This is a genomic window from Intrasporangium sp., from assembly GCF_030452765.1.
GTDB lineage: Bacteria > Actinomycetota > Actinomycetes > Actinomycetales > Dermatophilaceae > Intrasporangium_A.
The window spans coordinates 38755-46549 of sequence record NZ_JAKDLO010000009.1; the positions used below are offsets into that span (position 1 = coordinate 38755).

Below are 7795 nucleotides of genomic sequence, written 5' to 3' on the forward strand. Positions count from 1 at the left end.
CACCCTGTCAGTTGTAGGAGTTCATCGTGTCGGTGCGGATCGCCTCACCGAGCTGCTTCATCTTGGGCCAGTCCGTCACGTCGATCGACTGGCCGTCCTTGCTCCACCCGAAGCCGGTGAACGGCGCGGTGATGAAGTGGATGTCGCTGCCACGAAGGTTGCGCATCGCCAGGGCCTGCGACCTCATCTGTCCCACGTCGAGCTTCTGGTCGACGGTGAGGTTGCTCGTAGCGGCGTCCACGAAGGTCGCGAGCTTGGCCGGGTTGAGCAGCACGTCCTTGGACAGCGTCTTCAGCATCAGGGCCTTGATGAAGGCCTGCTGCCGTTGGCCGCGCGAGATGTCGCCCTCGCTCAGCTGCTTGCGCTCGCGGACGAAGGCCAGGGCCATGTCGCCGTCCATGTGCATGGTGCCCGTGGTGAAGCGGTAGCCGTCGCTGGTGCTCGGCTCGGCGACGTTGACCTCGACCCCGCCGACCGCGTCGGTCATCCGCTTGAAGCCCTCGAAGCCGATCACGGCGACGTGGTCGATGTCGACACCGAGCATGTTCTGCATGGTCTGCACGAGCAGCGGAGCGCCGCCAAACGCATAGGCCGCGTTGAGCTTGGCCTCACGGTGCCCCGGGATCGGCACCCACAGGTCGCGTGGGAAGTGGATGAGCTGGACCGTCGCGCGGTCCTCGGGGACGTGGACCAGGACCATGACGTCCGAACGCGACCCGGTGTCACCCGGCCGGGCGTCGTTGCCGATGAGCAGGTAGTTCGTCCCGGTGCCGGCCGGCTGCGGGATCGCGTCGCCCTGCGCGTCGGTCGGCGGGTTCGGTGCGGGCAGGAGCAGCTCTTGCTTGATGTTGTCCGTGACGACGTGGTTGAGGTAGGCGAGGTAGGTCCCGATCGCGACGACCGGCACGAGGATCATGACCAGCGCGGCGACGAGGACGATGCGGTTGCGGCGCTTGCCGGAACGTTTGCGGCGGTCTGGACCGGCTCCGCCGTCTCCCTCCCCGGACAGCTCGCCCGTCAGCTCCTCGTGGATCGTCACCGGGCAAGTCTAGGTCAGCCCGTCAGGGGCGACTGGCCGATTCGGTGTCACGCACCACGGTCCGCCAACCGGGGGACCTCGCCGGCGGGGGCAACCCCCAGTGCGCGACAATGACGCCCATGCCCGCCACGTCCAAGCCACGCAGCCTGTCCGGAATGCAGCCGACGAGCGACTCGCTCCACCTCGGCAACTACATCGGGGCGCTCGTCGAGATGGTCAGGCTGCAGGAGACGCACGACGCCTACTACTTCGTCGCCGATCTGCATGCCCTCACCGTCGCGACCGAGCCGGAGGTGCTGCGCGAACGCACCCGCGTCACCGCCGCCCAGTTCATCGCCGGTGGCGTCGACCCGAGCACGTCGGTGCTGTTCGTGCAGAGCCACGTGCACCAGCACACCGAGCTGACCTGGGTGCTCTCGACGCTGACCGGCTTCGGCGAGGCGAGCCGGATGACCCAGTTCAAGGACAAGACCGCCAAAGGGCATGCGGCCAACGTCGGCCTGTTCACCTATCCGGTCCTGATGGCCTCCGACATCCTCATCTACGACTCTGACGTCGTGCCCGTCGGCGAGGACCAGCGCCAGCACCTCGAGCTGTCCCGTGATCTCGCAGCCCGGTTCAACCAGCGCTTCGGCGACACGCTCGTCGTCCCGGAGCCGCACATCATGAAGGAGACCGCGAGGATCCAGGACCTGCAGGAGCCGACGGCCAAGATGAGCAAGTCCGCCGCGACCGACGCGGGGCTCATCAGCCTCCTCGAGGACCCGAAGCGGATCGCCAAGAAGATCCGCTCCGCGGTCACCGACACCGAGCGCGAGATCCGCTTCGACCTCGAGACCAAGCCGGGTGTGTCCAACCTGCTCTCGATCCACGCGGCCCTGTCCGGGACGCCCATCCAGGCGCTCGAGGCCGCCTACGAGGGCAAGGGCTACGGCGACCTGAAGAAGGACGTCGCCGAGGTCGTGCTCGAGGCGATCGCCCCGTTCCGGGAGCGGACTCTCGAGCTCATGGCCGACCCGGCCGAGCTCGACCGGATCCTCGCCGACGGCGCCACCCGCGCGGCGCAGGTGGCCGAGGCGACCGTCCGACGCGTCTACGACAGGGTCGGTCTCCTGTCGAGCCTGCGCCGCGCCTGAGTGTCGGGCACGGAACGGTCGAGCTCGCTCCGGCCGGATTGGTACGGTCGTCCGGTGACGTCTTCCCGCCTCACGACGATCGGTGTCTCGATCCCGATCCCGGCCCCGGATGGGGAGTACCTCCAGCAGCGGAGGGCCGAGTTCGGCGACCCCGCGGCCCGGCGGATCCCTGCACACATCACCCTCGTCCCGCCGACCGAGGTCGACGAGGCGACGTATGCGGGCTTCGTGGAGCACTGCTCGACGGTGGCCGACGGCCGGCCGCCGTTCGAGGTGATCCTGCGCGGTACCGGCACGTTCCGGCCGATCTCGGACGTCGTCTACATCCACGTCGCTCAGGGTGTCTCGGCGTGCGAACGGCTCGAGAAGCACCTGCGCAACGGCCCCGTGAAGCGGGACCTGGCCTTCTACTACCACCCCCACGTCACTGTGGCGCACAACGTGTCCGTCGACTGCCTCGACCGGGCCTTCACCGAGCTGGCCGACTTCCGCGCCGACTTCGTCGTGGGGGCGTTCCAACTCTACGAGCAGGGCGAGGACGGCACCTGGCGTCCCGTGAAGGACTTCGCGCTCCAAGGAGGCTGATCCTGTGCAGGTCGTCCGGAGGATCATCGACTGGGTCAAGAGTTCACGCGCGTTTCAGGCGTGGGAGCGGTACGGCCTGAACAACGGCAACCTTCTCGCGGCCGGGGTCGGCTACTACGCGTTCTTCTCGATCTTCCCCGCCCTGGCCGTCGCCTTCACGATCTTCGGCTTCGTCCTGCGTGGCCGGCCGGCGCTGCTCGAGACGATTGCGGACTCCCTCAACGATGCCTTGCCCGGCATGGTCAAGACCGCCACGAACCCGGACGGCATCATCAGCCTGTCCGCGCCACAGGCCGCGACCCTGACCATTACGGGCGCCGTCGGCTTCGTCATCCTGCTCTGGGCAGGCCTGGGCTGGATCAGCGCGTTGCGCAAAGGGATTCGTGCCATCTACGGACTGACGACGAAGCCGAGCAACCTGGCCCTGGCGAAGCTGCGTGACCTCGGCGTGCTGGTGACCTTCGGGCTCGCCGTCGCCGTATCGGCCATTCTCACGAGCGCCGTCGGCGGTATCACCGCGAGGATCGCAGACTGGGTCGGGCTCGGGGGGCAGACCTGGGTCGTCACGCTCGTCGGCCTGCTCATCAGTGCCGCCTTCGACACCTTGCTCATGGTCGTCCTGCTGCGCCTGCTGTCCGGCGCGCCGCTGCCGTGGCAGGAGGTACGGGTGGGCGCGCTGATCGGCGGAATCGCCCTGACCGTGATGAAGTTCTTCGGCGGCTTCCTGATCGCCCGCGCCACGAGCAACCCGCTCCTCGGTGCCGTGGCCGTCCCGGTCGGTCTGCTCTTCTGGCTCAACCTCATGTCGCGCGTCGTGCTTCTGTCCGCGGCGTGGACAGCCACCGGCTCTGCGTCCTTGCCGGTCGTGCGGGGCGGACCCGCCGAGGACGTGCCCGCCCCAGCCCCGTCCCGACCCGTTCCGTATGCCGCAGAGCCGGCCCCCGCTGCCCAGCAGGGTCGCGCTCAGGACCGGGTCTCGCTCGCGATCGGTGCCGTCCTCGGTGCCGGTGCGGCCCTCGCGTGGTCTGCCGCGCGGCACAGAACGCCGCCGCCCTCCTGACCGTCGGCGCCGACCACGACAAGTGCTGTCGGTGTCAGTTGTCGTGGCGTCGGCGGCGGGCCAGCCAGGTCCCGGCCCCCGCGAGCAGGGAGATGACGACGACCGCGCCGGCGATCGCACCGCGGCCCGGGATCGGGAACGGCCGGTCGAGTGCCACCCGACGGGTGGCCGCGGCGTGCGCGGACGCGGTCGGCCGGGGCGTTCCGGATGCCGGTGCCGCGACCGCGGATGCCGCTGGGGCAGTTGGCTGGATCGCCGCCGGCACTTCGCGGGGAGCCTTCGGAGGAGACGCCTCTCCCGGCCCGACGAGGCGGCCGATCGGTGTCACGCGGTCGGCGTTGGCGAAGCCCCAGTCGAGCAGGGCCGCTGTCGGCTTCCACGACCCGGTCGTGCTGCCCATCTGGGTGACGATGAGACTGCGACCCTTCCGGGTGGCCGCCCCGATGAACGTGTGTTGGGCATGGTTCGTCCGGCCGGGCTTGATCCCGATGGCGCCGGGATAGTTCACGAGCAGGCGGTTGATGTTGGGGATATGGAAGGGCTTGTAGGTCTGCTTCGTCCGCTTGCTGGTGCCGCCGGGGAAGACCGCGTCGCGCATCGTGATGTACTTCCGGAAGTCCCGCAACGCCATCGCCGCCCGACCGAAGAGCGCGAGGTCGTAGGCGCTCGAGTGCTGCCCCGGCTCGTCGAGCCCGCTCGGGTCGAGAGCGACGGTGTCGAAGGCGCAGAGCTGCCTGGCCTTCGCGTTCATCAGGGCCAGGGTCTTGTCATAGCCACCGCCCGCGTCGGCCAGGCCGTACGCTGCGTCGTTGGCCGAGAGCATGAGCATCGCCTCGAAGAGGGATCGCACCGGGTAGGGGTTGCCTGCGATCATGCCGGCCCGTGTGCCGTTCGCTGCGACCTGCCCGTCCGTCGCGACGACGACCTGCTTCGGGTCGAGCCGGGGGATCAGTGTCAGGGCGGTCAGCGTCTTGAGGGTGCTCGCCGGCCGTAGCCAGGCATGCGGCGACTTCGCGGCCAGGATCTCGCCCGTGTCGAGGTCGGCGATCAGGTAGGAGACATCGCCGACCTCGGGGAGGCCCGGCACGCCCGGCCCGGCCTGCACGATGACGCCGGTGTGCGCGAGGAGCGGCCCGCCGACGACCGTGTCCGGGTCCCGTGCTGCGTGGGTGAACGGCGTCGGAGGCGCGTTGTGGCACCACGGGACCCAGCTCGTGGGAGAAGCCGAGGCGGACGGGACCTTGGGAACGAGCGTGACCGTCTGCCACTCCTGGCACGACGGAGTCGGATGCGCAGCCCCCGGGACCAGGGCAGGCGCCGCCGCTGCGGGGAGCATGTCAGCGGAGGCAGCGGAGGCAGCGGAGGGCGCGGTGAGCGCGGTGGCGGGCTGAGCGGCATACCCGAGGGTCATGACGAGCCCGAGTGGCCACGCGGCGCATGCGACCGCCCATCGTGTACGCCTCGTTGACACCCGGGCCACCCTACCCAATCCGCGGGTCGCCGGTTCCCGGACACTTGTCGATGGTAGATAGGTAGATATGAGTAAAGGTAGAATTACGCCATGAGCCTCAACATCAAGAACGACCGGGTGCACGACTTGGCTCGACAGGCTGCTCGCGTGACGGGCAAGACCCAGACGGGGGCGATCGAGGAGGCGCTCGAGCGGCTGCTGCGAGACTACGGTGCCGACCCCGATGCCGCGCGAGTGGGCCACACCCTAGACGTGGTGTGGGCGATCGCGACCGAGTACGTCCGGGACCCGGGTCGTGGCGACCTGGTCATCGCCCGAGTGGAGGATCTCTACGACGAGCGAACAGGACTGCCGCAGTGATCGTCGACTCCTCGGCGTTGATGGCCATCCTCGGTCAGGAGCCGGGCTGGGACGGGATCGCGCAGGCCGCCGCCTTGAGCACCTGCCGCATGTCCACGGCGACCTGGCTGGAGGCAGGTATCGTCGCCGACCACCGTTCCGCGAGCCACGGCGAGCGGCTGAACCGCCTCGTCGAGGTGCTCGGCATCGAGCTCGTGCCGGTGAGCGTCCAGCACGCAACGGTCGCGCGCGCGGCATACCGTCGGTACGGACGGGGCAACGGCAGGGCCGCTCTGAACTTCGGTGACTGTTTCAGCTACGCGCTCGCCGTCACGACCGGCGAGCCGTTGATGTTCACGGGCGACGAATTCACGCGCACCGACGTCGTCTCCGCCCTATAGGGCTCCGCGCCAGATCAAGATCATGTAGGAACGTCAAGGGCGGCTCAGGTCATCTGCCGGAGTGCATGCCTCAGGTCGATGTTGAGCTGGTTGATCGCGTCCTGCTGGATCTCCTTGGGGCAGGCCAGCGTGCACTCGCCGATGTTGGTGCATCCGCCGAAGCCCTCCTCGTCCATCTGGGCGACCATCTTGACGACTCGGGGGTTGCGCTCCGGCTGGCCCTGGGGGAACTCGCCGAGATGGGCGACCTTCGCGCCGACGAAGAGCATCGCCGACGCGTTGGGGCACGCCGCGACGCAGGCACCGCAGCCGATGCACTTGGACATGGCGAAGGCGCGGTCGGCCTTGGGCTTGGGCACCGGCACCGAGTGCGCCTCTGGGGCTGCGCCGGTGTTGACCGAGATGAAGCCGCCGGCCTGGATGATCCGGTCGAAGGCCGACCGGTCGACGACTAGGTCCTTGATGACCGGGAAGGCGTCGGCCCGCCACGGCTCGACCGTGATCTCGTCGCCGTCGTGGAAGGAGCGCATGTGCAGCTGGCACGTCGTCGTGACCTCGGGGCCGTGGGCCTTGCCGGAGATCATCAGGCCGCACATGCCGCAGATGCCCTCGCGGCAGTCGGAGTCGAACGCGATGGGCTCCTCGCCCTTGTCGTTGAGCTGCTCGTTCAGCACGTCGAGCATCTCGAGGAACGACATGTCGGGGGAGATGTCGGACACCTGGTAGGTCGCCATCGCCCCGGTGGCCTTGGGGCCGGCCTGTCGCCAGATCTTCAGGGTCAGGTTCATGCCGCTCACTTGTAGCTCCGCTGCTTCAACTCGATGGCCGTGTAGACGAGGTCCTCTTTGTGCAGCACCGGCTTGTCGCCGGTGAACTCCCAGGCGGCCACGTACGCGTACTCGTCGTCGTCGCGCAGCGCCTCGCCGTCGGGGGTCTGGGACTCGGCGCGGAAATGGCACCCGCACGACTCTCGACGGTGCAGCGCGTCGATGCACATGAGCTCGCCGAGCTCGAGGAAGTCGGCGACCCGGCCCGCCTTCTCGAGACTCTGGTTGAGGGTGTCGGCCGAGCCGAGCACCCGCACGTTGCGCCAGTACTCGTCACGCAGGGCGCGGATGAGGTCGATCGCCTTGAGCAGGCCCTCCTCGTTGCGCTCCATCCCGCAGTACTCCCACATGATGTGTCCGAGGTCCTTGTGGAAGGAGTCGACCGACCGCTCTCCCTGGACGGACAGCAGTGTCGTGATCCGCTCCTCGACCTGGGCCCGGGCCGCGACGACCTCGGGGGCGTCCTGCGCGACCGCCGGATACGGGCCGCTCGCGAGGTAGTCCCGGATCGTGTTGGGCAGCACGAAGTAGCCGTCCGCGAGGCACTGCATGAGGCTCGACGCACCGAGCCGGTTGGCGCCGTGGTCGGAGAAGTTCGCCTCACCGGCCGCGAAGAGCCCGGGGATCGTCGTCTCGAGGTCGTAGTCGACCCAGAGGCCACCCATCTGGTAGTGCACGGCCGGGTAGATCCGCATCGGGACCTCGTACGGGCTCTCACCCGTGATCTGCTTGTACATGTCGAAGAGGTTGCCGTACTTCTCCGCGACGACCTCTTGGGACAGCCGTGCGAGGGCGCTGGCGAAGTCGAGGTAGACGCCGCGGCGGAAGTCCCCGACCATCGGGCCGACGCCGCGGCCCTCGTCGCAGACGTTCTTGGCCTGGCGGGAGGCGATGTCCCGCGGGACGAGGTTGCCGAAGCTCGGGTAGATCCGCTCCA

Annotated in this window: 9 protein-coding genes; 5 read left to right on the top strand and 4 right to left on the bottom strand. The window is 68.7% G+C overall.

From position 1 onward, the window contains the following. Window positions 1-7: 7 nt before the first annotated feature. Window positions 8-1039, bottom strand: coding sequence for an LCP family protein (locus L0H79_RS02285; RefSeq protein ID WP_301482922.1), 1032 nt, complete (start codon window positions 1037-1039; stop codon window positions 8-10). Between the two features lie 110 nt (window positions 1040-1149). Here L0H79_RS02285 and trpS point away from each other — a divergent pair, with 110 nt between their 5' ends. From trpS to L0H79_RS02300, 3 genes are read left to right on the top strand one after another with little or no spacing between them, the layout of a single operon-like run. After that, the gene (gene trpS, locus L0H79_RS02290) at window positions 1150-2175 is read left to right on the top strand and encodes a tryptophan--tRNA ligase (protein ID WP_301482923.1); all 1026 of its coding nucleotides are present in this window, start codon (window positions 1150-1152) and stop codon (window positions 2173-2175) included. 54 nt (window positions 2176-2229) lie between these two features. Next, entirely contained in the window at window positions 2230-2760 is a 531-nt protein-coding gene (locus L0H79_RS02295) for a 2'-5' RNA ligase family protein (RefSeq protein WP_301482924.1), read from the top strand. 4 nt (window positions 2761-2764) lie between these two features. Continuing rightward, window positions 2765-3820: a YihY/virulence factor BrkB family protein gene (locus tag L0H79_RS02300; RefSeq protein WP_301482925.1), complete on the top strand. Its 1056-nt coding sequence runs from the start codon at window positions 2765-2767 to the stop codon at window positions 3818-3820. Window positions 3821-3854: 34 nt separating this feature from the next. Here L0H79_RS02300 and L0H79_RS02305 read toward each other — a convergent pair whose 3' ends face one another. Further along, window positions 3855-5291: a D-alanyl-D-alanine carboxypeptidase family protein gene (locus tag L0H79_RS02305; RefSeq protein WP_301482926.1), complete on the bottom strand. Its 1437-nt coding sequence runs from the start codon at window positions 5289-5291 to the stop codon at window positions 3855-3857. 90 nt (window positions 5292-5381) lie between these two features. On the opposite strand from L0H79_RS02305, the gene L0H79_RS02310 reads away from it, so the two are divergent. Together L0H79_RS02310 and L0H79_RS02315 are read left to right on the top strand one after the other, a co-directional pair. Next, window positions 5382-5651 (top strand): type II toxin-antitoxin system VapB family antitoxin, encoded by a 270-nt coding sequence (locus L0H79_RS02310; protein WP_301482927.1) that lies wholly within the window; start codon window positions 5382-5384, stop codon window positions 5649-5651. Then, window positions 5648-6031: a type II toxin-antitoxin system VapC family toxin gene (locus L0H79_RS02315; protein ID WP_301482928.1), complete on the top strand. Its 384-nt coding sequence runs from the start codon at window positions 5648-5650 to the stop codon at window positions 6029-6031. The genes L0H79_RS02310 and L0H79_RS02315 overlap by 4 nt, the downstream gene beginning before the upstream one ends. A gap of 44 nt (window positions 6032-6075) precedes the next feature. Here L0H79_RS02315 and L0H79_RS02320 read toward each other — a convergent pair whose 3' ends face one another. Next, window positions 6076-6819 (bottom strand): succinate dehydrogenase/fumarate reductase iron-sulfur subunit, encoded by a 744-nt coding sequence (locus L0H79_RS02320; protein WP_301482931.1) that lies wholly within the window; start codon window positions 6817-6819, stop codon window positions 6076-6078. Window positions 6820-6824: 5 nt separating this feature from the next. Further along, the coding region (locus L0H79_RS02325; RefSeq protein WP_301482929.1) for an FAD-binding protein at window positions 6825-7795 on the bottom strand (971 nt) is incomplete at its 5' end.